This is a genomic window from Wolbachia endosymbiont (group A) of Phasia obesa, assembly GCF_964028125.1.
GTDB classification, from domain to species: Bacteria; Pseudomonadota; Alphaproteobacteria; order Rickettsiales; family Anaplasmataceae; genus Wolbachia; species Wolbachia pipientis.
Map to the genome: position 1 here is coordinate 457,202 of NZ_OZ034764.1, position 24,255 is coordinate 481,456.

Annotated in this window: 22 protein-coding genes and 1 tRNA gene; 7 read left to right on the forward strand and 16 right to left on the reverse strand. The window is 33.8% G+C overall.

All coding sequences use genetic code 11. From position 1 onward, the window contains the following. Window positions 1-55: 55 nt before the first annotated feature. Window positions 56-1,378 (reverse strand): glutamate--tRNA ligase, encoded by a 1,323-nt coding sequence (gene gltX / locus ABWU29_RS02305; RefSeq protein ID WP_015589198.1) that lies wholly within the window; start codon window positions 1,376-1,378, stop codon window positions 56-58. A gap of 214 nt (window positions 1,379-1,592) precedes the next feature. On the opposite strand from gltX, the gene ligA reads away from it, so the two are divergent. Next, complete coding sequence (gene ligA, locus ABWU29_RS02310; protein ID WP_015589197.1) at window positions 1,593-3,581, forward strand: NAD-dependent DNA ligase LigA; 1,989 nt, start codon at window positions 1,593-1,595, stop codon at window positions 3,579-3,581. 38 nt (window positions 3,582-3,619) lie between these two features. Here ligA and dapA read toward each other — a convergent pair whose 3' ends face one another. From dapA to ABWU29_RS02360, 10 genes are all read right to left on the reverse strand, one after another. Beyond that, the gene (gene dapA, locus ABWU29_RS02315) at window positions 3,620-4,501 is read right to left on the reverse strand and encodes a 4-hydroxy-tetrahydrodipicolinate synthase (protein WP_015589196.1); all 882 of its coding nucleotides are present in this window, start codon (window positions 4,499-4,501) and stop codon (window positions 3,620-3,622) included. 9 nt (window positions 4,502-4,510) lie between these two features. Then, window positions 4,511-4,993 carry a single-stranded DNA-binding protein gene (gene ssb / locus ABWU29_RS02320; RefSeq protein ID WP_353280097.1) on the reverse strand — a complete coding sequence of 161 codons (483 nt, stop codon included), beginning with the start codon at window positions 4,991-4,993 and terminating at the stop codon, window positions 4,511-4,513. 67 nt (window positions 4,994-5,060) lie between these two features. Beyond that, window positions 5,061-5,134, reverse strand: a tRNA-Arg gene (locus ABWU29_RS02325). Between the two features lie 13 nt (window positions 5,135-5,147). Continuing rightward, entirely contained in the window at window positions 5,148-5,963 is an 816-nt protein-coding gene (locus ABWU29_RS02330; protein ID WP_065094808.1) for a hypothetical protein, read from the reverse strand. A gap of 4 nt (window positions 5,964-5,967) precedes the next feature. Beyond that, on the reverse strand, window positions 5,968-6,576 hold the full coding sequence (locus ABWU29_RS02335) for a hypothetical protein (RefSeq protein ID WP_353280099.1): 609 nt from the start codon (window positions 6,574-6,576) through the stop codon (window positions 5,968-5,970). A gap of 4 nt (window positions 6,577-6,580) precedes the next feature. Beyond that, window positions 6,581-8,020, reverse strand: a complete 1,440-nt coding sequence (locus ABWU29_RS02340) for a hypothetical protein (RefSeq protein ID WP_015589193.1) — start codon at window positions 8,018-8,020, stop codon at window positions 6,581-6,583. A gap of 466 nt (window positions 8,021-8,486) precedes the next feature. Continuing rightward, on the reverse strand, window positions 8,487-10,232 hold the full coding sequence (locus ABWU29_RS02345; protein ID WP_015589192.1) for a type I secretion system permease/ATPase: 1,746 nt from the start codon (window positions 10,230-10,232) through the stop codon (window positions 8,487-8,489). 690 nt (window positions 10,233-10,922) lie between these two features. Next, window positions 10,923-11,714 carry a prolipoprotein diacylglyceryl transferase gene (gene lgt, locus ABWU29_RS02350; protein WP_015589191.1) on the reverse strand — a complete coding sequence of 264 codons (792 nt, stop codon included), beginning with the start codon at window positions 11,712-11,714 and terminating at the stop codon, window positions 10,923-10,925. A gap of 6 nt (window positions 11,715-11,720) precedes the next feature. Next, a complete protein-coding gene (gene smpB / locus ABWU29_RS02355) occupies window positions 11,721-12,170 on the reverse strand; it encodes an SsrA-binding protein SmpB (RefSeq protein ID WP_007548863.1) in 450 nt (149 codons plus the stop codon). 120 nt (window positions 12,171-12,290) lie between these two features. Continuing rightward, complete coding sequence (locus tag ABWU29_RS02360) at window positions 12,291-14,333, reverse strand: ankyrin repeat domain-containing protein (protein ID WP_353280101.1); 2,043 nt, start codon at window positions 14,331-14,333, stop codon at window positions 12,291-12,293. A 68-nt stretch (window positions 14,334-14,401) separates the two neighbouring features. On the opposite strand from ABWU29_RS02360, the gene ABWU29_RS02365 reads away from it, so the two are divergent. Beyond that, entirely contained in the window at window positions 14,402-14,932 is a 531-nt protein-coding gene (locus tag ABWU29_RS02365; RefSeq protein WP_010962821.1) for a Na+/H+ antiporter subunit E, read from the forward strand. Here the strand turns inward: ABWU29_RS02365 and ABWU29_RS02370 are convergent. Further along, the gene (locus ABWU29_RS02370; protein ID WP_006279382.1) at window positions 14,925-15,341 is read right to left on the reverse strand and encodes a hypothetical protein; all 417 of its coding nucleotides are present in this window, start codon (window positions 15,339-15,341) and stop codon (window positions 14,925-14,927) included. The two genes, ABWU29_RS02365 and ABWU29_RS02370, sit on opposite strands and share 8 nt — an antisense overlap. A 304-nt stretch (window positions 15,342-15,645) precedes the next feature. On the opposite strand from ABWU29_RS02370, the gene purN reads away from it, so the two are divergent. After that, window positions 15,646-16,206: a phosphoribosylglycinamide formyltransferase gene (purN, locus tag ABWU29_RS02375; RefSeq protein ID WP_015589189.1), complete on the forward strand. Its 561-nt coding sequence runs from the start codon at window positions 15,646-15,648 to the stop codon at window positions 16,204-16,206. Between the two features lie 9 nt (window positions 16,207-16,215). Here purN and ABWU29_RS02380 read toward each other — a convergent pair whose 3' ends face one another. The 4 genes from ABWU29_RS02380 to ribF all read right to left on the reverse strand — a co-directional run bounded on the left by ABWU29_RS02380 (window position 16,216) and on the right by ribF (window position 20,382). Further along, the gene (locus ABWU29_RS02380; protein ID WP_015589188.1) at window positions 16,216-17,535 is read right to left on the reverse strand and encodes a M16 family metallopeptidase; all 1,320 of its coding nucleotides are present in this window, start codon (window positions 17,533-17,535) and stop codon (window positions 16,216-16,218) included. Further along, window positions 17,522-18,673: a M16 family metallopeptidase gene (locus ABWU29_RS02385; protein WP_246434407.1), complete on the reverse strand. Its 1,152-nt coding sequence runs from the start codon at window positions 18,671-18,673 to the stop codon at window positions 17,522-17,524. Before ABWU29_RS02385 ends, ABWU29_RS02380 begins: the two co-directional genes overlap by 14 nt. Before the next feature lie 303 nt (window positions 18,674-18,976). Continuing rightward, a complete protein-coding gene (gene lspA / locus ABWU29_RS02390; RefSeq protein ID WP_006279329.1) occupies window positions 18,977-19,453 on the reverse strand; it encodes a signal peptidase II in 477 nt (158 codons plus the stop codon). Then, window positions 19,450-20,382, reverse strand: coding sequence for a riboflavin biosynthesis protein RibF (gene ribF / locus ABWU29_RS02395; protein WP_010082493.1), 933 nt, complete (start codon window positions 20,380-20,382; stop codon window positions 19,450-19,452). The genes lspA and ribF overlap by 4 nt, the downstream gene beginning before the upstream one ends. Window positions 20,383-20,442: 60 nt before the next feature. Here ribF and grxC point away from each other — a divergent pair, with 60 nt between their 5' ends. The 4 genes from grxC (at window position 20,443) to trxB (ending at window position 24,233) form a co-directional block, all read left to right on the forward strand. Beyond that, entirely contained in the window at window positions 20,443-20,781 is a 339-nt protein-coding gene (gene grxC / locus ABWU29_RS02400; protein WP_007550037.1) for a glutaredoxin 3, read from the forward strand. 115 nt (window positions 20,782-20,896) lie between these two features. Further along, window positions 20,897-21,769 carry a hypothetical protein gene (locus ABWU29_RS02405; protein ID WP_353280103.1) on the forward strand — a complete coding sequence of 291 codons (873 nt, stop codon included), beginning with the start codon at window positions 20,897-20,899 and terminating at the stop codon, window positions 21,767-21,769. Window positions 21,770-22,708: 939 nt separating this feature from the next. Next, window positions 22,709-23,308 (forward strand): peroxiredoxin, encoded by a 600-nt coding sequence (locus ABWU29_RS02410; RefSeq protein WP_012673206.1) that lies wholly within the window; start codon window positions 22,709-22,711, stop codon window positions 23,306-23,308. Beyond that, entirely contained in the window at window positions 23,295-24,233 is a 939-nt protein-coding gene (trxB, locus tag ABWU29_RS02415; RefSeq protein WP_015589186.1) for a thioredoxin-disulfide reductase, read from the forward strand. Before ABWU29_RS02410 ends, trxB begins: the two co-directional genes overlap by 14 nt. The last annotated feature ends 22 nt before the right edge of the window (window positions 24,234-24,255 follow it).

The following is a 24,255-nucleotide window of genomic DNA, read 5'->3' on the forward strand; positions in this document are numbered from 1 at the left end:
CGCGAATGAATCGCGGTATGACGTAGGGATTGCATTAGCTATAATTCTTTAGTTTTCACTTTTCTTTTAACCTTGCAATGATATTTTCTTTGCCGATAAAAATTAATAGTTTAGCGAGCTCTGGTCCTGTTTCTGTTCCTGTTAAAGCTGAACGCAACTGCGTAAATAGGTTTTTTGCCTTTATATCCACTGTTTGTCGAATAGTTTTGACCCATTCTGACAACGTGTTTTCATTACAATCACCTTGGGGCAATGCATTGAACGCAATTTTTATAAGCTCCTTATCAAGAATCACAGGCTCTATATCAGATTTGCATATTTTCCACCACTTGGCCACCTCAGAAAACCTTTCTATATTGTTCCTTATAAAATACCAAAACTCTGAGGAGTCCACTCCAATTTGATTTAAACGGTCTTGCACCATTTCAAATGGCATTTGTTGCAGAACTTTGCTATTTAGCTTATATATTTCACTCAAGCTGAATTGTACAGATGCTGAGCTAAATTTTTTAATATTAAATGAATCAATCAAAGATTGCATACAGGCACAAGCTTCAATTGGATTGGATGTTCCGAGCTTCACTAAATAACTAACTAGTGCCATCGGTTCAATTTCATCTTCTTTTATAGATTTGATATCTAGCACGCCGGCTCGCTTGGATATCTTGCTATCATCAAAATGTAGCAGAGAAAGGTGAGCAAATGTAGGGATTTTCGCTTTTAATGCTTTAATCATTTGGAGCTGAACTGCGGTATTAGTTACATGATCTTCCCCGCGTACAACATGGGTTACATTAAAGTCAACATCATCAATAACAGAAGGTAACATGTATGTGTAAATTCCATCTTCTCTTTTTACCACAGGGTCACTTATGCTACTGGTTGCAATATTTATTTCACCTTTAACTTCATCATTCCATTTAACAACCTCATTTCTATCCAACTTAAATCTAAAATGTGGTCTTCTTCCTTCTTGCTCATAACTAATTTTCTCTTGCTCAGTTAGAAGTAACGCGCTTCTGTCATATACAGGGGGAAGTCCTTGTTTTAACTGCAATTTTCGTTTAATGTCTAACTCTTCTCTTGTTTCATAGCATGCATAAATATGCCCTTCTTTTATTAACTGCAAAAACACCTCATTGTAACGCTCAAAGCGCTCTGATTGCTTGAAACTTGCATCCCAATTGATACCAATCCATTTCAAATCTTGTATGATATCATTTATATATTTGACATCTGAACGCTGAAGGTCAGTATCATCAAAACGGAGTAAAAATTTTCCATTTTGATTGCGTGTGTACATCCAACAAACCAAGGCAGTTCGTACGTTTCCTACGTGGAGGTAGCCAGTTGGGCTTGGAGCGAATCTTGTTAGCATTTAAACAGCAATATTGTTTACTCTAATTTATTTTAATTTTATATAAATATATGGCTAAAGCAAGTGAGATCTGCTAATACAATTGAGCGAGAGAAGAATAAGTATGGCTATAGCATTGTGGCACCTTTGATATTTGATGGATTAAGACCATATGATAAATTCAAGAAAATTCACAGCTTGACGACAAAGGCTAATGTAGCATTATATTGGTATCATGACTAACTTAGAAAAGATGAGAGAAAAACTGCAAGATCAAATAAATTATCATAATGTTTTGTATCACCAAAAAAATAAGCCAGAAATAAGTGATGCTGAATATGATGAACTGAAGAAAAAGTTAGCTGAAATAGAGCCAGAAATTTATGCAACACAAGATAGTGTTGGTGCTCCACCTGATGAGAGGTTTTCTAAGGTGGAACATCAAGAACCTATGCTTTCTCTTGAGAATGCTTATGATGAACAAGGTGTAGAGAAATTTTTGTCTAAAATAAAGAGGTTTTTAATTGAGGACAAAATAGAGATATTATGTGAGCCAAAAATTGATGGGTTGTCGTTTTCTGCAATTTATGAGGATGGAAGATTTGTTAAAGCTGCAACTCGAGGTGATGGTTTTGTAGGGGAAGATGTCACTCACAATGTTGCAACAATAAAAGGCTTTCCTAAGTTTTTGCAAGGTGTGCAAGGAAGACTAGAAGTAAGAGGTGAAATATACATCGGTAACAGCGACTTTTTAAAGTTAAATGAAAACGATGAATTTGCCAATCCTCGAAATGCAGCCGCTGGTTCTCTGAAGCAATTGGATGCAAACATTACAGCAAGTAGACCACTTAGATATTTTGCTTATTCTTTAATTGGTGGAGCAGAGAAAAGTCAAAGTGAGGTACTAAATAAGCTTGAGGCACTTGGTTTTTGCGTAAATGAGCATCAGTCCTTAACGAGTAGTTTAGATGGAATGCTGAAGTTCTATAACGAGGTCTATAACTGTCGCTATAACTTGGATTATGATATTGATGGAATAGTCTATAAAGTAAATGATTTGGTACTACAAAATCGTCTAGGGAATACTCACAAAGCACCGCGCTCAGCACTTGCATACAAGTTTTCTGCGGTTTATGCAAAAACAAAGTTAAATAAGATATTTATACAGGTGGGCAGAACAGGGGTTTTAACTCCAGTTGCAGATTTAGTGCCAGTCAATATTGGTGGGGTGCTAGTTAGTAGAGCAAGTCTGCATAACCAAGATGAGATAAAACGTAAAGACATAAGAGAGGGAGATATTGTAACAATCAAAAGAGCAGGTGATGTAATTCCCCAGATCGTTGAAGTAAGCAGAGATTCTCGTCTTCCAAATACACCTGAATTTGTGTTTCCTGAAGTATGCCCTGAATGTGGTAGTAAAGTACGTCAGGTTGAGGGAGAGGCGGCAGTAAGATGTCCTGAGGAATTTGCCTGTAAAGCTCAAATAATAGAAAAACTAAAGCATTTTGTATCGAAAGATGCATTTGACATTGTTGGCCTTGGTGATAAGCAGATAGAGTTTTTTTACGACCTTGGTCTGATAAAACAAATCCATGATATTTTTACTTTAGAAGAAAAATTGGATGAATTTAATCTGGAAGGACAGTCTGGCTGGGGCGAGAAATCTATAGCTAATTTGTTAAATTCTATACAAAGCAGAAGGGTAATAACTCTAGATAGGTTTATATTTTCTTTAGGTATTAGATTTATTGGTCAAGTTGCAGCAGAATTGCTTGCAGATTATTATGTTTCTTATAATAACTGGTATAATTCGATGATTGAACTGTCATCAGATAATACTGAGCTAGTCAGTATAGACGGCATAGGAAAAAAAGTGGCTGAATCTTTGGAATCATTTTTTTCTAAGGAACATAACATCAAAATGTTAAATGATCTTACTGCTTGTCTTCAAATTCTTCCTGTGAGCTCCAACTCTAGTAACTCTGTTTTAAATAATAAAATTATAGTGTTTACTGGTAAGCTACTTGCTATGAGTAGAGGAGAGGCAAAAGTAAGAGCCAAAACTCTGGGAGCAAAGGTCAGCTCACATCTTTCTGCTAAAACTGACTACCTAATTGCAGGAGAAAAACCAGGATCCAAATATAAAAAGGCAGTGGAATTAGGTGTAGAAATTTTAGATGAAGACCAGTGGCATAAAGTGATAAGTTTGGGAGTGTTCAAATGAAACTTGGATTGTATATTAAATCAAAGTTGCAAGACTATTTAGAGAGTAGCCAATTCTTTCCATCCAAGAATCATTTTATTGACTTGCCTCAATTTTTCAACAGAAGGCAAGTCTTCTGTGCTGAGCGGTAGGCGGACAGTTTGATGTTCTATAAGACCAATATCATGCAAAAGTGCTTTAGTAGGTATTGGGTTGCTGGCAGTAAATAACGCTTCGCAAGCCTGTTGCCAGATATCTGCCTGAGGGTTCCTGCCATTGAGGCACTTCTTAACATATTCATGTGCTACATATGGCCAAACATTGGAAGCAACGGAAACCAGGCCAGCCGCACCATAAGCGGCCATATCGGATATCATATTATCATCTCCACAAAAGACCTCAATATTTGGTGCAACTTTCTTATACTGAGCTAAAGTATCAACAGTGCTACTTGAATCTTTGATAGCCCAAAATTTTTCGTGACTAGATAAGTTGCGTACAGTTTCAGCGTGAAGATTTATTCCTGCTCTTGATGGAATATTGTAAAACATAACCGGCACATGTGCTTTCTCAAGTAGCTTTTCAAACCATAAAGTCTGCCCCATAATTCCGGGCTTTGCATAAATGGGAGTTGTCATTAGATAGCCATGAATAGGCATACCCTTGCAAAAATCAAGCCATTCAAGAGTCTGATATAGATTCACTCCTGGTACGCCAATTATAATTTTCGTATTTAATTTTAGCTTACATACGAATTCAACTAATGTACGCTTTTCAGAATCAGTAAGCGATAGGCTCTCACCTGTGCTACCCAGCAACACTACGCCATTTTCAGCTTTAACTTGCATTGTCAGTAAACGCTGCAAACTGCTATAATCTATACTATCTCCATTGCAATTAAAAGGAGTAACACAAGCAGTCCATAAAAATGTAGATTTCAATTTAAATTGTTAAAATGGTATTTCATCGTCGAGTAGTTCATCTTTTATATCGTTGTAAAAACTTTCGTGTTTATCTTTTTGTTCTGTTTCACCTTGTTTGTATTCACTTGGCTTGTAATCAGAATTTGGCGCACTATTTCGTGAATCCAAGAGAGTAAGAGCGCTATTAAAATTATATAGAACCACCTCTGTTGTGTATCTTTCACCACCGTTTTGGTCAGTCCATTTTCTAGTTCTCAAAGAACCTTCAACATAAACTTTACTGCCTTTGCGTGCAAAATCTTTGACGATTTTTACTAATCCTTCACTAAAAATTACGATATTATGCCACTCTGTCTTTTCAGAGCGCATACCGGAAAGTTTGTCAGTCCAACTTTCAGACGTGGCTATTGAAAAACTTGCCATTTCTTTTCCATTTTGTGTAGTCCTAATTTCAGGATCTTTTCCTAAATTACCAACTAGTATGACTTTGTTTATGGTACCACCAGACATAATTATGCTCTAAATAAATCCTTTTATTATCTTATGTGAAAATACTATTGTCAAATTTAATTAAAAGTGCGCTTGGAGGGATTCGAACCCACGGCCTTTGCCTCCGGAGGGCAACGCTCTATCCAACTGAGCTACAAGCGCATATATATTTAAGTTATTTAATAGATAAGCCATCCAAGTCAAATTTTTGTTTTGGATAAAGCGTAAACATAATACTCCCATATCCAAAATATACATTTTGAGAATCATTCGCATGCTTTTTTATTGCTTTTTGATCTACGGTCCATACAAAAGTTACATAATTTTCAGTGACTGAGTGCACTTTTAAATCCTTAGTATTTATAAACAGTTTTCCATTTACCCATATTTTCCATGTATCGGGAGAAAGATATAAAATTGAGTCTAAACTCACTACCTTACAGTTGAAATTATCTGATACCTCCTCTTTTACAGCTCTTGAAGATCGTAAATTGAACTTTTCCATTTCATTGACCATTCTATTAACTGGCTCTTCATCAAAAAAAATGCTTTTTACGTTACTATATTGTGACAAAACGTCAAAGTCACTTTCCACTGCTTCTCTTATTATATCGTCCCGATCTGTATAGCTTAGTTTTTGATTGTTGATAAAGAAACACTCTTTTGCACGCAAATTTGCTATATCAATAAAATCGTCGATTTCTTGATTGCCAACTTTAAGAATACTTTCAAAATATCTTTTTTCTATCATCATTCCATACTGAGAATGATGACAAACCATTTCATCATTACCTTGTTTTTCTATATATACGCATAAATTTCCACTATTTAATCCTAATATTTTATGCTCAATAAAATCTTCATTGCCAATATATTGTCGGCAAGAATACTCCTTACAAATTTCTATGCTTTCTATGATATCTTCACAACTGCAATATGCATTAACATTGGAAATGAGTAGCGTAAAAATAAAAAACAGCTTTATGTTCATCACCTTATCTACTTAATATAGTATACCAATCAAAGACTATATTAGCTCTCACTATCTCTATCATATTACCATTCAAAATCTGATTCATAGTTGCAGCATCAATATTTCTCTGCTTATTTAAAATAAGAGATTTGATCATAACATAACCGGGCAGATTTGGAATAGACTGTAGAAATAAAAAAATATGCTTATCGCTGATTGAGCTTAAATTTAGGACCACTTCACTTTTTATTACTTTTGTGTGTTCACTTTTGTTGTGGAGCTCAACTTCTTCGGGTATAGAAATTGATATTTCAGGTTCTAATATATAGTGCTTTTTATATAACTTGCTAAGCTCGAAATTTAAATTTGCAATGTATCTGCTACTATGTAAATTTGAAGAAGAAATTTTTTTCCATAAATCTAGGTTTTTATTTAGAACAACTTCCTTTTTTTGAATTCCAGTAATCTGTAAATTAATAGAACGTATTTTATCAATCGCAATTTGGTTTTTATTATAAATCTTTTCGTTATAGATAACAACATATGTTAATAACCCTATTAATCCAACAGATAATAACAAATACGATATAAACTGAATTGTAGCTTTTCTTTTTAATTGAGAGATAGTCATTAATCTACATTGCCTCTCCTATTTCAACATCAATAGATAGATTTTGCTCTTTAGCAGCAGGTAAGCTAGAAATATTAATGTCATAGGTACGAAAATTATCGTTTAAATTTTTTCGTAGTTTCTCGTATTGATGAGAAATATTTTTACCGGATTGAAAATTAAACTTTAAAGTTGTGGTAATATAACTTTTTGCCTCATTATAATTCCATTCAAATGATCGAAGCTCTATACCTGGTATTTTTAACTTTTCTACATACTTAACTTGTGTAAGAGGAGAGTATTCTATTTTTGATAAAATATTATTGATATTAATAAAATCATAAATTTCATCTATTTTTTTTACATTATAGCTTTGGCTAAGTTTTGTTAATTGGTTATTTAAGGTGTTCTGCTTTGCTGATAAATTATCAGCGACATTGAAATTTGAATACAAATTTAGCAAACAAAGGGTGTTTGTTATAACTAAAACCAGGGCGAAGTATAGAAAAATTCGAGGAGAGTTTAAATAAAGGTAATTGAATAGATAAAATTCTTTAGTTTCCTTTGTATTAAAAATAGCTGCTAATTTATTCTTAAAGCTATGAAACAAAATTATGGTATCGCAAAAGTTATCTTTTTCACTTATAGCTAGTTCTGCTCCTAATAGTTTGCCTAACTCATATGGAGTTAATATGTTCACACTGTTCTCTGAAAAATTTATGACTGATAAACTAGCTTTGATATCTTCTGACACTATGATACAAAGGTCGATAGGGTTATTTTTTTCAAACCCAAACTTAGTTAAGGATCGAATAGTATCTTGCACTTCCTGATATATTCCACCAGCGATAATTCCTGGTAAATTATCATTAGTAAATGATGTTAAGCGCGTAAATACCATTTTATTCTCTTTAAGAACCACTTGTCTATAGCCTCCCGTTTTAGTTGCAGCAACTATAATTTTCCAATTATTAGGATCTTTATGTAGAATCTTTTTTGTTATATTACTTATTTCTATAGGAAACATTAATATTCCCTTAAAGTTGGAGCCTATCTCAATAAACACATTCAACCAATATTCTACTAAATGCTTTGCTTTTGATGAAACAAGAAGATAGCACCAGTTTTGATTGAATTTGTTTGGCTTCTCAACCAAAAAAACTGAACTTATGTCATTATTACGAGAAAAATGCTCCATCTTTGTTTTTGCTGATAGATAGGCACTAATCTTGTTTGCCCTTGTAATAAACTGTAGCGAGTAATTTTGATCTGCATGATTAAGCACCAGGTATAAAGGTGCTTTTTTATCTGACGAAAGACATGAAATTAAATCGGAAACTGCTTTATCGTTTTTGCCCTTAACAAAATACCTTTTATTTAAAGTATTATTTTTAAAATATAGTAACATTATGCCTTCTTCTCCAATAGAAAGCATAAACTTACTTTTGGATTTTGAACTAAACATATTAACAAAGCATATACTTATCTAGAATTAAAAAGGCAATTTATTGAAATTCATTAAACGTTAGAGGGAAATATTGTTATAAATTTTCGCAGCAACATTATTTATATTATAATTTTTTTTATAAAATTACCACTAATATTAAGTTATTTAGATAACAAATTAAGAAAATTCATTAAGACGAATTTGTTGTTTTTCAAATTGTAGGTAAACCTAAGCCACTTTGGCTATATCTGCCGATTGACTTTAATTAATAAGAGTTATTAATCTATTTACTATTCTTGTAATATTATTTCTAATGGTAAAGAAATATATATTTTTCTGGAACAGTTGTTATTTCAGATACAGAATTTATTGTAAGTATAGCTCTTTTTACAATAATCCGAACAGACCGTAATATGCTACTGGCCTGCTATAGCCATAAACACATATCTTATCGCATTCGGACTATTATAAGAAAGGCTATAAACTAACCATTTGCTGAAGAGCGCTCATCTTCTGTGGTACTTGATGATGGAGCAACTAATTTGCTCAAAATCTCATCTTTTGGTCCCATAGCGTAAATGACACCATCTGACATGAGGATCACCTTATCAACTACGGACAATAACGGTAGCTTGTGAGTGATGATAACAGTAGTAGTATTTTGTTTTCTTGCAATGCCAATTGCATTAATTAAGCATGCCTCTCCATTGCTATCTAAGTTAGCGTTTGGTTCATCAAGTACTAAAAGTTTTGTGTGACCATAAAAAGCTCTGGCAAGTCCAAGAAGCTGTTTTTGGCCGCCAGAGAGCGTTACTCCTCCAGGACCTCCTATTGTTGTATCATATCCATTTGGTAAGCTTAGTATTAGTTCATGTATTCCTGCAATTTTTGCTGCTTTGATTATTTCTTCAGGATTTGGATCTGGCCTCATGCGAGCAATATTAGCTTTGACACTAGTGTTAAATAACTCAATATCCTGAGGTAAGTAGCCAACATAATTACCAAAATTTTCTCGATTCCAAGTATATACATCAGCGCCATCTAGTCTGACTACACCAGATATTGGCTTCCATACACCAACAGTTAATTTTGCGATAGTGGATTTACCAGAAGCACTTGCACCAATAACACCAACTACATCTCCAGGATCTATAATGAATGATATTCCTTTTACTGTCGGCTTATTGCTTCCATAAGGAGTAAAAAATACTCTATCAAATTCCAATTTTCCTTCAGGTTCTGGTAGAGCCATCGTTTGCTCTCTTTTTGGCGATGTTAATATAAGTCTTTGTAGCCTTCCATATGACATTCTAGCCTGATTTAAAAACTTCCAAGTATGAACCGCAGCATCAAATGGTGCTAATACTCTACCCATTAAAATTGAAGCAGCGATGATGCTACCGGCAGTCTTATGAGCTGTGATTGCAAGTAATGCACCTGTTCCAATCACTGATATTTGCAGAGTTGAGCGCAAAAATTTAGTGATTCCAGTAATTACATTAGAGCGATTTTGTGCTTTAATTTGCATTGCTCGGTTCTGATCATTTCGTTTACACCAATCAGAGACTATGAATTCTGACATGCCCATAGCTTCAACCACTTCTGCATTTCTTGTTGCAACATCTATAGCATTGATATTCCGTATAGTTTCTTCGTTGGTTTCTTGTAATATTCGTTTAGTGGCAAGTTCATTCCATATTGCCATAGAGACTAATATAATAATTCCAGTAATAGCTATAAACCCCGTGGAGGTATGTATCATGAAAATCACAACAAGGTAAATTAACGACCATGGAGTATCAAACAGTGAGAATATACCATTTCCTGTAATGAAATTTTTTATCACTCCGAGATCTCGTATTGCTTCACCACTTGAAGTTGAGCTCTGCACTGACGTTAGCCTGATTGACCTTACTATCAGATCTGGTGTTGCAGTTTTATCGATCCAATCACCTATTTTTGCCATGGCTAAATATCGACAAGTTTCAAGCATTGCAGAACATGCAAATGCAGATAAAGTGATAATTGTCAGCATAGTTAGTGTTGATACACTTTCGCTCGATATCACCCGATCAAGCACTTGAGAGGTATAAAGTGGTAGGAATAACATTAATAAATTGATTCCCGCACTAAACCAAAAGATAAACCAAAATGCACTTTTGCATTTTTCTAGGCAAACATATAGAGTACTTTGCTTCAATTCTTTTTTTATTGATGGCGTAATTTCCACAATCTTCCTCTTAATTTGATTACATGCACCATATACAATTTTTATTACAAAAATATTAATAACGGTAGTTAGCTTACTTTAAGTGAGTAAAATATTAATATATGTGAATAGGAAATATAAACAATGGTAAAAAGAAGTATAGTTAATATTTCCTTCATTGCCTATAGCGAAGCTACGTCATACCGCGATTCATTCCATAGCTGTACGAACATTCATTTTTGAAGGTAAACTGCACAGCAAATGGTGTCATGAAAGTAGCTGACACTGGGATGGCTTTGTTGCATCGCTACTTATGAAAGGCTAACTATAATTAGGATTATAAGCAACTTATTGAAAATCTTGTTTTTTTGCAATCAATCTGATCAAGTTTAAGAATAGTAATTTGTTATTTATATTAATAAATTTAATTCTATTGAAAATAGCTAAAGCATTGAAATTCTTGAATTTTAGCCAGATTAGTGAGTGGTAGTGAAATTTCTTTTACTCAAATTTAGGTATTCACTGACCGTTCTTGTTATAAATACCAGAATAATAAGCTACTGATATTCTCCACCTTTTTTATCTTTAATCCATCATAGCTAGCGATGCAACAAAGCCCACCGATTCATTCTACTGCAACGCAGAAAATTCGTACAATTGTGCATAATGTGGGGCTTCTGGCTACATTTTTCTATTGAACTCACCTTTTCTCTATGTGACAGATTTCGTATTAAATTTTAAATTTAATGCGCCTAGATATACAAGCATTCCTAGCAAAACCATAGGTATAGAAAGCAACTGCCCCATAGTTAAATCAAGCCACAAATAGCCAATTTGATAGTCTGGTTCGCGAAAAAACTCAACGAAAAAACGTGCTATTCCATACCACATAACTGCAATACCAGTTAACGCACCGTGATACAGTCTTATTCTAGTTAAGAAAAACAGTGAATTTGCAACTGCAAAAAGTAGCAGTCCTTCAAAAAGTGCCTCATAAAGCTGGCTTGGATGATGCAGCAAATTATCACCACTCTCTGGAAATACCATACCCCATGGCATAGTTGTAACTCTGCCAAATAACTCTCCGTTTATAAAATTGCCTATGCGACCTAAAAATAAACCTATGGGAACTCCGCAAGAAACTAGGTCCAGTGCATAAAATATAGGAATGTTATGTCTTCTGCAGGAGATTATTACTGCAAGCAAAACTCCTATAGCACCGCCATGAAATGACATCCCTCCTTCCCAGGTCTTCAATATCTCGATAGGGTTGCTTATATAAAGAACTGGATCATATATCAATACGTAGCCAAGTCTACCTCCAAGGATAATACCTATAATAGTGGCTGTTAATAACGAATCGTAAAAATTCTTAGTAAATATTTTTTGGTCATCTAGCCTATGTAAATACCAATATGCAAACACTATACCCAAAACGTAGGCTAAGGAATACCAATATATAGAAACAGGACCGATGCTGAAAATTACTGGATTTAAAGACATATTTTGCTATAAATTATTTTTAGACAATCTACTTTTTTCACGATCCCACTCTCTCTGTTTTATGGTTGCTCTCTTATCGTAGAGTTTTTTTCCTTTTACAATGGCAATTTTAGTTTTTGCAAATCCTTTATCGTTAAAATAGACCGAAAGCGGCACAACAGTTATCCCAGCAGTCTTGATTTGACCAATTAGTTTATTTATCTCCTTTTTATGCAAGAGTAATTTACGTTCCCTTTTTGGTTTATGATTTTTGCGGTTCGCAGCTTTATATTCTGCAATATGCATATTGTGCAGCCATACTTCGCTATTCTTTTCAACAACGTAGGCGTCGGAAATATTTACTTTTCTTTCTCTTAGCGATTTAACTTCACTGCTTAATAAGACCATACCCGCTTCAAATTCTTCTAAGATGAAATATTCAAACCTTGCTTTCCTATTTTCTGCAATAACTTCCATATCTAAAGATATCTTTAAGCTTCAATATATTACAGAGTTTTTGACTTAATTCATAATAAAACAGTTATCCCAATAAATATAAGGTGCCAGGCTAGTCTGATAGCAACAGGATAACAAAAATCAAGTAAGTGCTTTTTCTGTCTCTCTAGGCACAAGTTCCTTTACTTCTTTCATTTCAGTTTTAGGCTTTGACATTATATATTGACCAGCACCAACTATGAGCGCAGATCCTGCAGCTAGTCCAATTATTGCTGGTACAGATAGGGCAGTAGCAAATGCAAGTGCAACACCAACTATCACTGCAGTTACAAAACACACAATAATACCTTTTACAATTGCATTTTTTGCAGATTGTTCTTTTTCTTTCACAATTGCATTTTTTCCAATTTGTTTTTCTTCCTTTTTCTCTGGAAGCTGCATTACATCTTTATTTTCAGTAAGATCCTTTGGCGTTTTTTTATTCTCATTTTTTAACGTTTGCTTTTTTTCCGCTTCCTCTAAAAGCTGAATTATACCTTGATATTTAGTAAGGTCTCTTGGCGTTTTTCCATCAACATCTTTTAATGAAGGGTCTGCTTCAGTGTGTAGCAGAACTTCCACCACTTTTATTTTGCCATTTTCAGCAGCAAGATGTAAAGGAGTACGTCTATCACCATTGTTTGCATTAACCTCTGCTCCTTTTGCGATTAGAGTTTTTACTACATCTTCGTGGCCATTTTTAGCAGCAAGATGTAAAGCAGTACATCTATCATCATTTTCTGCATTAACCTTTGCTCCTTTTGCGATTAGAGTTTTTACTATATCTTCGTGGCCATTTTCAGCAGCAACATGCAAAGGAGTCCATCTATCAGCATCCTTTATATTAACATCTGCTTTCTCAACTAGAATTTTTACTACCTCTATGTGGTTATTTTCAGCAGCAAGATGTAAAGCAGTACATCTATCATCATTTTCTGCATTAACCTTTGCTCCTTTTGCGATTAGAGTTTTTACTATATCTTCGTGGCCATTTTCAGCAGCAACATGCAAAGGAGTCCATCTATCAGCATCCTTTATATTAACATCTGCTTTCTCAACTAGAATTTTTACTACCTCTATGTGGTTATTTTCAGCAGCAAGATGTAAAGCAGTACATCTATCATCATTTTCTGCATTAACCTTTGCTCCTTTTTTGATTAGAATGTCTACTACATCTTTATGGCCCTCTCTGGCTGCAAGATGTAAAGGAGTACATCCATCATCATCTTTTGCATTAACGTTTACTCCTTTATTTAATAGGTTTTTCACCTCCTCCTCATTATTATGTTTAACAGCTGAATGCAAAGCTTTGATGTTCTCTTGTGCCTTTAATAGAGCTCCTTTTACCACTTCATGGCCTTTTTGAGAAGCAAATGTTAAAGGAGTCCATTTATAATGGTCTTTCGCATTAACATCTGCTCCTTTTTCAATTAGAGTTTCTACTATATCTTTGCGGCCATTTGCAGCAGCAAGATGTAAAGAAGTCCACCCATCACTATTTTTTGCATCAACGTTGATTCCTTCTGCTTTTGATAGAACTTGTACTATCTCTTTGTGGCCATTTGTAATAGCAAGATGTAAAGGAGCCCATCCTTTATCATTTTCTGCATTAACATTTGCTCCTTTTCCAATTAGAGTGTTTACTACATTTTTGTGGTTCTTTTCAACAGCAAAATGTAAAGAAGTCCATCCATCACCATTTTTTGCATCAACAATTGCTCCTTTTCCAGTTAGAATGGTTACTACATCTTCGTGGCCATAGTGAGCAGCAATATGTAAAGGAGTAATTTTATTATCATGTTCTGCATTAATATCTGCCCCGTTTTCAATCAGAGCTTTTGCTACATTTGCATAGTTCCAATAAGAAGCAAGATGTAACAATTTGACTTTCTTAGAATTTTGACCACAAGATATAGTAAATATGTAATTTATGCCAGATCCACTATCGTTGTCAGGTTTACTCTTTTCCCACTCTTGACATAAATCTGGATCTTCTTCTTGTAACTTAGCTTTTATTTTTTCAACTATATTGTCCTTGCTCAAATCTGAAAGGTCATTTATTTTTTTTAATATTTCCATAAATTTGCCATATTTCATAACTTCCTCACTTAAAATACATAACTTAGTTGTTATATCTTTTAACATAGAAGTCAAGAACCTAAATATTCGTTATTATCTTTCCTTAAAGAGTCATTTAAGTTATATTACAGACTATGAAAAACCTCAACTTTAGGAAGGAAATCAAGTTTTTTTCTCTGTCATTTATAATTTTATTTGTTCTATGGACTGTATTGTCTGGTTATTTTGAGCCGTTTTTTATTTTTTGTGGAGTGTTTTCCTCTATATTCACATCGTTTATCTTTAGAAGGTTGATAAACGCTGAAAGAGCTCTTAGCCAGATTTTAAATAGTACGAGTAGACTGTCGTTTTATAAGTTAGTAAGTTATATACCATGGTTAATGTACCAAATCATTTTATCAAGTGTTTATGTAACAAAAAAGGTGCTACAACTCAAATCTAAGCTTGAGCCAATCATTATTCTAAGAAAATGCAAAGGGCATAATGATGAAAGCATTGCGTTATTTGCCAATTCAGTCACAATCACTCCCGGAACTTTAACTATCAATGTTGAAAGTAAGCAGAAAACATATTTCTCTACCATGTATTTGATAGATAAAGATCTTGAAAGCGGCATTTCTGAAATAGAAAATAAAATCTTAAAAATACTACGTTCAGTTAAGTAATTGCTTTAAATAAGTTAACAGCATCCTTATATTCCCTTACAAGACTTTCAAGCATTTCTTTTGGAAGGCTATTGTTAACAATAGAACATAAATAATTATACAAATCTTCTAACCTTAATATGTTATTTCTCTTCTTGCTGTTGAATTTATACGGAAAAATACCTTCCATAACTTCAATAGTAGTAGCCTTGTTTAAAAATACATTTTCACTTGTCACGCTTATTCTTGCTAAAACAGTGTTAATTTCAGGTTCGTCACTCGTATAAAAATCTGATAGCTGAGTTATTCTAATAACGTACAAAGTTACTATTTTTGACAAGCAATTATCAGCATATTCACAATTTTTTATTACCTCCCACTGAGTAACCTGAGATTTACCTATTTTTGCATTGTTCGGTAATTTACTCATTGAACTTTCTCCATTTAATCCAGTGTAATAAATTATACTAATACTTTGTTAAATAAATAATAACGCGATTACAAAAATATATACTTATAGTAGTATATTATACAAAAATAGCACAATATCTAAGCATTAAAGCTAGTTTAAGCTGGGTACATGGGGCTATTCGTTATTTTGTGTTGTCCAGTGAGGTTCAAAATTAGAGGTCCACTTATATAAAGAGTTTAGTCTGCCTTCTTTGCTATAAAATAAGTTTTCCTTTTGAGCTGTTTTGTTAGTATTAACTAAATTCTAAACTAACTGTGCTATAATGAAAAAGATAAAACTCGGAATACTAATTTCAGGTAGGGGGTCGAATATGCAGGCCTTAATAGAAGCATGTCAAGATCAGAATTTTTCCGCAGAAGTTGCATGTGTTATCACAAATAATAGCGAAGCTGCTGGTCTGAAAATAGCAGAGCAAGCAGGAATCTCAGCGTTTATTGTTAAAGATAAACCGCTTGATGCTGGTAAAATTCACGAAATACTTGTTCAACATAAGGTTGATTTAATTTGCCTTGCAGGGTTTATGAGAATTCTCAAAGCTGATTTTCTGAGTAAATGGCATAACAAGGTTATAAATATTCATCCCTCTTTACTTCCGTCTTTTAAAGGTCTAAACGCTCAAGAGCAAGCTCTAAAAGCAGGTGTAAAAATTACAGGTTGTACTGTACATTATGTCACTCCTGAAGTTGATGCTGGAGCCATAATTGCTCAAGTTGTTGTACCAGTGTTACCAGCTGATGATATTCAAAGCCTCTCAGAACGCATTCTAGCTAAGGAGCATAAGTGTTATGTAGAAGCAGTAAGGTCAATAGCAGAAGATATATGACTGTAATAATTATTGACCTTGAGCGTTTTTTCCAACTTCAACAAAAAATAAATTTTCAGGTTCCAGTAAAGAACTTGCCAGTTCGTTTACTTCCTCTAATTTAACATCATTAATGATATTCGCATAATTATTTATACGGTTAACATCACGATCATTTATCTGCATATTATCTAGCAGCGTTGCTGTATTTGTGTTATTGGACAGGAAAAGGACAAGATTATTTACCAAGCCAATTTTTGCATCCTTGAACAATTGTTCGTCAATTCCTTGCTTTTTTATTCTGCTAAATGTATCTTTTACTGCTGATATAGCTTTGCCAGCAGTAGAACTATCAGTACTTATAAATCCAGATATAATATTTCCATGTTTATTGGAAATAATACTTGCATAAACACCATAAGTAATACCCAAGTTTTGCCTCAGTTCTGTCATTAATATTGAATTCAGCCTCATGCCACCAAGTGCATCAATTAAGACACCAGCGTTATAATAATTAGGATCTTCATAAGCTATACCTTTTTGAGCAAAAAGTATCACACTCTGTGGTATATCCATAAAAATATTCTTACTTTCTGCAGAACCAAAATTATTTTTTACAGGTATTTTTCTAACTTTTGATCTTTTTGACGGCAATTTAGATAAATATTTATCTAATAATGTAATAATTTCTTCTTTTTTTGCACAACCAGCAACACTGATAACTATGTTATCTTTAGCAAAATTACGCTTTATGTATGTTAAAACATCATCTCTAGTAATGTTCATTATAGTGTCAAGAGTACCGTACACACTTTTTGAGTAAGGATGTTTTTTAAACAATAACGTATCTAATTCTTTTCCAGCAACAAAATAAGGACTTTTTTCAAGATTATTAAAATTAACTTTGGCTTTCTCGAAAACTCTATTCAACCCTTCAGGGTCAACTTTAGGACGCATTATAGTATCGCTCAGTAATGAAATTGCTTCCTCTAGATTGTCAGACAAAGTATTTAATGAAACCCTAAATGCTTCTAAATCAGCAATAAAATTTAAACTAATCCCTTTATCTTCAAGCTTTTTCGCAAAATCTTTGGCATCATTTTTTCCTGCCCCTTCTTGAATTATAAGAGAAGTAAACCAGGTAAGTCCCTGTTTTTCTGCATTCTCATACACATAACCTGCATCTTTAAATGATATATTCAGTGAAACTTTTGGTAAAGCACAGTTTTCGACAAATAAAAACTTAAATCCTTTACGGGTAGTGACCTCCTCTATATTTAAGCTACCACTTGCTTGTAAATTAAAGCTTAGGCAGAAAAAAAACAGAAGTACAAATTTACTTATTCTCATTGTTATCTCCTTTTGGTAATAAACGACCAATTAACTTATTGGAAGAAAAGATAGTACGAATTTTGTTATTTACATCCTCTAAATTAACATCATCTATTTTGCTATATGAAATATCTATTTCATCAAGTGGAATACCAAGTGCAAGGTGTGGCACATAGAACATCGCTATATGAGTTAAGTCAGATAGATTATCAAACTGTGCTGCTTTGTATCTATATTTCGAGCTTTGCAACTCCTCATCCGTTATTCCTTTAGACATGAAGTTATTAATAGCATTATCTAACTCTCTTTCAACAATATCTAAATTAACTCCGCTTTTTGGAATGACCTGAATATCAATGTAGCCATCACTAAAAGCTAGGCTATTATAATAAGCAAACACTGATACTGCCACATCTTCATCTAAAACCAGATCATTATACAGTTTGCTGGATTTGCCGCCACCTAAAATTTCAACCGCTAAATGAGCAGCGGAAGCTTCATTTATATGCTCAAATAAGGGTACACGATAACGAAAATATAAAACTGGTTCTTTTACTTCAGTGCTCTCTAAGGTCACCGATAGACCTGCATTATGCACTGGATCCTGATTTGGGTAATTTCTCATTACAGGCTTAGCTTTAATTTCGCCATATTTTTCTTCTGCTAATTTCACTACTTCATCAAGTTCCACATCACCCACAATCAGTAATATTGCATTGCCGGAGTGATAATAGTTATCATGAAACCTCGTTATGTCATCCAAATTGTAAGTTTTGATATCGCTCTCCCAGCCGATAACAGACCTACCATAGCCAGTACGGTAAAATGCACTATTCATTTCTTCCCATAACAAGTTGTTAGGATGATTATCAAATCTCATTTTTCTTTCTTCCAACACAATGTTTTTTTCTCTATCTATTTTGTCTTGAGTAACATTAAAGCTGCCCATTCTATCTGCTTCAACTTCCATTGCAAGTGGTAAATCTTTTTTGGGGATCAACTCAAAATAACAGGTATATTCTTTAGTGGTAAACGCGTTAAATTGAGCCCCAATGCTACTCATAGTGGCTTCTATATCTGTGAACTTTCCTGTAGTTTCAAACATTAAATGTTCAAAGTAGTGAGCCAATCCTGCTTTGCCGATTGGATCATCCATTCCCCCAACTTTGTATATTACTGCATGTAAAACGGCTGGAATCCGATGATTAGGAACAATATAAACATCCAAACCGTTATCGAGTTTAGCATGTTTTATGTTGTGCTCTATGTTTAAAGCATTCGAAGAAATTGGGTAAGTAAAAAAAAAATGCAGGTAGTATAAGAAAACTAAAAAGCTTATGAAGCATTATCCTAACCTAATATAAACATAATTACTTTATTCCCCATTTTGTTTGGAAATAAACATATCGTATGTATACCACTTATATAGCGATGTCAACATTATGTGAATATAATTATTTTATTCCTCATTTTGTTTAGAAATAAGCATATCGTATATATACCACTTATATAACAATGTAAACATTCCACAAACTATAGATAAATCTGCTAAATTAAAGGCTGGCCAATACCAATCATCAATATGAAAATATATGAAATCATATACAGCTCCCCAATAGATCCTATCAACTACGTTTCCGATTGCTCCACCAATCATCAGAGAAAAACCAAGGTAAGTTGACTGATCGTCAGACTTGTATATCAAATATGCAAGTATACCAATTATTAGTATTGAAAATGCTGAAAAAAAGAAACCGCCATGTGGTAAAGCGCTACACATTCCAAAACTAATACCTGAATTCCAAACTTCAACTAGTTTTATAAAACTAGCGATCTCAATTGATTCTCCTTCATCAATCAATGAGTTTATGTACAATTTGCTCGTTTGGTCAATCAATACTATAATTAATATAACAACTAAGCATAACTTTTTCATAAATTTGCCTTTAACCTATAAACTTTAAGTATATCATAATTTATCTGTTTTGTTAACTCCTCAATACTATGGAATTTTTTTTCTGACCTTATGAATTTTAAAAGTTGTATATTGACTTTATGACTATATACGTCTTCATCAAAATCGAATATGTGCATTTCTATTATAGGCTTTTTCAGATCCTTAAAAGTAGGTCTCATACCAATATTGACTACTCCATATAACCAATTTGGATTACTATCAGGAAAAGTCACTCTAGCGTAATATGTGCCAAACTTAGGTTTTATCATGCAATCTTCTATAGGAATATTTATGGTTGGAAATCCTATTTCTCTACCTCTACATGCACCTTTTGTCACAACACCAGAAACTTGATAAGGCCTGCCGAGCAATTTATTAGCAATTTCTATTTCGCCCCTTTGTACATACTCCCTTATTGAAGAAGAAGAGCAAATTTTGCCGTCAATTGTTAATGGCTCTAATTTAGTCAAAGAGTATCCATATATTTCAGAATATTTCTCTAGAGTTAATATATTACCCAATCGTTTATGACCAAAAGTGCAATTTTCTCCGACAATTATGTGTTTAGCGCCATATTTATCTATTAAAATCTCACTGATAAAGTCATCGCAGCTAACCTCAGAAAAACCTCTATTAAAATTAATAATATATAAGTAATCTATACCATAGCTGCTGATTAGTTCCTTTTTTTGTTCTTGGTCTATTAACCTAAAATTGTTTCTACCAAATAAAACAGTTGATGGGTGAGGCTCAAAAGTTAAAACTGCAGAGGGTAATCCTCTTTCTTGTGCTACCTTCTTTAGAGTAGAAATTGCAAACTCGTGTCCTAAATGAATGCCATCGAAATTTCCGAAGGTTAGTGCTATATTATTTTCTATTCCTTGCTCACAATTATAAATAATTTTCATACAATTTGATATGTTTCTTATATATAATAACTATATTTTAGTAAGCTACGGAGATAAATTGTGAAAAATGTTGTGATATATGTAAAGAAGGGCTGTCCATACTGCATAAGGGCAAAGGATTTACTAGATAAAAAAGGTGTGAAGTATGAAGAAATTGATGTGCTCAAAAACTCAGATCTATTTAACGACATAAAATCAAAGTATAACGTTAGAACAGTTCCACAGATTTTTATCAACGATAAGCACATTGGGGGGTGTGACAAATTGATGGATCTTGAAAAAGAAGGAAAGTTGGATGATATGCTAAATAATAATGACAATCACACTGATGTCACAACCTACACAAACAGCAATGATGAATGTGGAGAGTGTGTTATACCACATGATGATTTTATGTAACTTTTTATCTTGTTTTGTCGTGTAATACGTAAATGAAAACTAGTATGCTCACTTTAAACAATTCTTAATGAATTAAAAATACAATTCATTCAGTGAGTTTTTTTAGTGGGAAAAAATGACAAAAAATATTTCAATTATTAGCAGAAACTTAATTAGTATCGAATTAGTTAACAAACAAGATTTAGAGAATTTCATCAAGATTTTCACAGTGCTTGATAAACATATAGCAGCTAAAACACTTTTTACAGAAGAAGTGAGAATAGAGTATAAACAACACAACGGCATAGAAGTTGTTGAATTGCTAAAAGATACAGACTTTACATATCATGAGGTTGAAAATGTATTGAACCACCTGAGTAAACATGGAATGAAGGTGCCCAGCAGTGTTATAGCACACACCCTTTTTGCTGCATACAATCATGCACTTGAATTTAAGGATGTAGCATTTTCCTTTTCTGAAGGCTCTCCACAATTTAACATCAGAGTGAGTAAGAACACCTTCATAATAACTCCTATGAGTGAGGAGAATTTGGAATTGAATTCACAAAGTAGCAAGAAATTAATAGAGTCGTTACAGAGCGAAAAAAATATTTATGATTGTATAGTAGAAGAAAATACCATTAAAGTTATAGTGCATTCTGAAATACATCAAGCTATAAATTTGATTATAAAATCACTGATAAAGTCTCGCCTTTTAGCAAAAGAGGAAGAAGGAAAATTCAAAGAGAAATTGAGACAACTTGCTTTTAAGGATCAAGCTTTTGTTGAGTATTCCAGTATCAAAACCATCAGTAGGTATCCACATAATCATCCTCTGAGAAAGCATGAAAGTGCTACTAAGGATATAGAAAATATTTTATGTGATTTCATAGCAAATGAGAATAGCGAGTTCGCTATAGAGCGGTTAAATAGGCTGAGCTCAGCAGTTTCTCCGGATACTCCAAGAATCATCACTAAAACTATAGATAAACTTGTTAAGTTTCACTAAGATATACGAGAGCCAATAGATTTCTTGTATTACCTTTTGTCATCCAAGTAGCCTTGGCTACTTGGTTCTTTTTTTGGGTTCCAGCTATGTACATAGCTGTATGAACATTGTAGCCGTTATTCAAGTAGCCCGCAGAAGCGAAAAACTTACTTGACAAACTCCGCCAACTCCCTTATCATGAAACTGAAGCTATTTATTTATCTTCTCTGTACAGATTAAATGACAAAAAAACTCACGTATCTGGCGTCTCATGTTTAATTTTTTGCACTATGTGCACCTTATGTCTTTATAAAACTTCTAGGTTTTTACCTAATATAAGCTAAAATGCGCTTATAAAGCATTTAAAACATAAAAAAACGCCAACTTAAAAAATGGATAGTGAATAACTAGCTACCCTAGGGTTTCTTTTGCCTTTTTTTCTGTTTAGTAAATTTCTTAATGTTTATAATTTAGATTAGTTGCGGCTTAAAAGCAACTGAATCGCGGTTATTAAACGTTTAGAATAAAAAAACGCCATACTTGAAAGTATAATGTAAGTAATTAGCCAACCACGGGGCTTCTTTTGCCTTTTTTTTCGTTTGGTAAATTTCTTAATATTTATGGCTAAACGACAACCGTCATCCCGCTACGTGTTAGCGGCCGAGATACCGCGAATGAATCGCGGTATGACGGTTCGCGGTGGCATGACGATAACCTCGTCATCCCGCTACTTGTTAGCGGGATCTAGAGATACCGCGAATGAATCGCGGTATGACGGTTCGTGGCGGTATGACGTAGAATTTTATACTCACCAACTCAGTATTCCAACCTGGATTGTATCTTATCGGTAAAAAAGAAGAGCTATTTTAGGAAGTTTTTATAGGACTAAAACCAAAGAAAACTTGCATATAAGTTTATCAAGATGTAAAATTAAAGTTATTTTAAAAGAATAGGTTAATTATGAATCTTGTAACAAAATCTGCTATCGATTTTACTGCTTCATCTGTTCTCTCTGACGGAGAAATTGTTGATGATTTCTGTCTGAGTAAGCGCATAAAAAATAAGTATGCTGTCCTTTTTTTCTATCCACTTGATTTTACTTTTGTTTGCCCAACTGAATTGATATCGCTCAATAATAGAATAAATGAGTTTGCAAAGCGTGGTGTTGAAGTGATAGGAATAAGTGTAGATTCAAAATTTTCACATTATAAATGGCGAAACACTCCAGTTAATGATGGTGGTATTGGAGAGATTAGCTACACTTTAGTGTCTGATATCAAAAAGTCTATATCAAGAGACTATGGGGTCTTATATGATGACTCAATTGCGCTGAGAGCAACTTTCGTTATTGATGATAAATTTATTGTACGTCATCAATCGATAAATGATTTGCCTTTAGGGCGTAATATCGATGAATTCGTTAGAATCGTTGATGCAATTAAACATAATGAAGAGCATGGTGAGGTGTGTCCAGCAGGGTGGAAAAAAGGTAAGCCAGCAATGCAGGCAAGCGATGAAGGAGTAGCTGATTATCTAAACTCATACAGTGAAGAATTATAAATTTAGTACAAAAGTTCTTATTATTGGATCTGGGGCAGCGGGTTATGCTGCTGCTATATATGCAGCACGTGCAAACTTAGAGCCAATTGTAGTAACGGGAATGCAGCCTGGTGGTCAGCTTACAATTACTACAGATGTTGAAAACTATCCTGGTTTTGTTTCAATACAGGGTCCAGAACTAATGGAGCAAATGAGGTTGCATGCAGAAAAGGTTGGAGCAAAAATAATAGATGATGAGATAAAAAGCGTTGAACAACTTGAGGATTCTAATGAGTATAGGTTTAGATCTTCTGGTAATATCAATGACTACTATTCAGATGCAATTATCATTGCATCTGGTGCGCAAGCGAAGTGGCTTGGTTTAGAAAGTGAAAAGAAATTTCAGGGTTATGGGGTTTCAGCTTGTGCGACTTGCGATGGTGCATTTTTTAGGAATAAAGTTGTAGCTGTGATTGGTGGTGGAAACACTGCTGTTGAAGAAGCAATATTTTTAACTCGATTTGCCAAAGAAGTGATATTAATACACAGGCGTGATAAATTAAGAGCGGAAAAAGTAATGCAAGATAGGCTCTTTAAAAATGATAAAATAAAAGTAATGTGGAACCATACCGTAGAGCAGATTCTTGGAGAAGAAAATCCAAAAAGGGTTGCTGGTATTGCGATTAAATCAGCAGAAACCCAAGAATTAAAAGTGGATGGAGTGTTCATTGCAATCGGGCATGCACCAAATACGGGTATTTTTAAAGGCTTTGTTGAAATGGATGAGCAGGGTTACATCATTACAAAACCTGGAACAACTTTAACTAGTAGGGCAGGAGTGTTTGCTGCAGGTGATGTTCAAGATAAGGTATATCGTCAAGCAGTAGTTGCAGCAGGAACAGGATGCATGGCTGCGCTTGATGCAGAAAAGTTTTTGGAGTCGTAGTTAATTCTAGGATTTTAGATAA